Raw genomic sequence first — 597 nt, forward strand, 5'->3', positions numbered from 1 at the left:
CTGGCTCCCCGCATCGCTGTGATGCACCAAACCCGTTGAGGTGAAACGGATGTCGGTTCTCCTGCGGGTGAACAACGCCTGCTCGAGCACTCCGGTGACCAACACGGTGGTCTTGCATGTCATCACCTGCCACCCGAGGATCCGGCGGGAGAACACGTCGACACAGAACGCCGTGTACACGAATCCGGTGAGTGTCCACACGTACGTAAAGTCCGCGACCCACCACTGATCGGGGCGGTCCGGGACGTCCCATTTCCTGTTGATCAGATCCGGGTGTCGTGGTGCCCGCTCGTCGCGCTCTGTGGTGGTCGTGCGGCGTTTGCCGCGGACCACCCCGCGGATCCCGCAGATCTTCATCAGGCGCGCCACCTGATCGCGCCCGATGTCGTGGCCGGCGTGTTTCATCGCCCACCAGATCTTGCGGGCACCGTAGAGGCGCTTGTTGGCCACGTACACCCTGTGCACGGCGTTGGCGGCGTACGCCTCGCCCAGGTCGGTGCCCGAGATGGGTCCGCGCTGCTTGGCCTTGTAATAGGTGGACGGGGCGATGCTGATGCCGTGCTCGGTGAGCACAGTACAGATCGGGTCGACCCCGAA

The 597-nt window shown here is 64.3% G+C and carries 1 protein-coding gene; it reads right to left on the reverse strand.

Annotated features, from left to right (window positions below; translation table 11 throughout):
* A partial coding sequence (locus MLGJGCBP_RS24080; RefSeq protein WP_160098642.1) for a DDE-type integrase/transposase/recombinase occupies positions 1-597 on the reverse strand: 597 nt, incomplete at both ends.

The organism is Rhodococcus sp. T7 (genome assembly GCF_009872365.1).
Lineage (GTDB): Bacteria > Actinomycetota > Actinomycetes > Mycobacteriales > Mycobacteriaceae > Rhodococcus_F.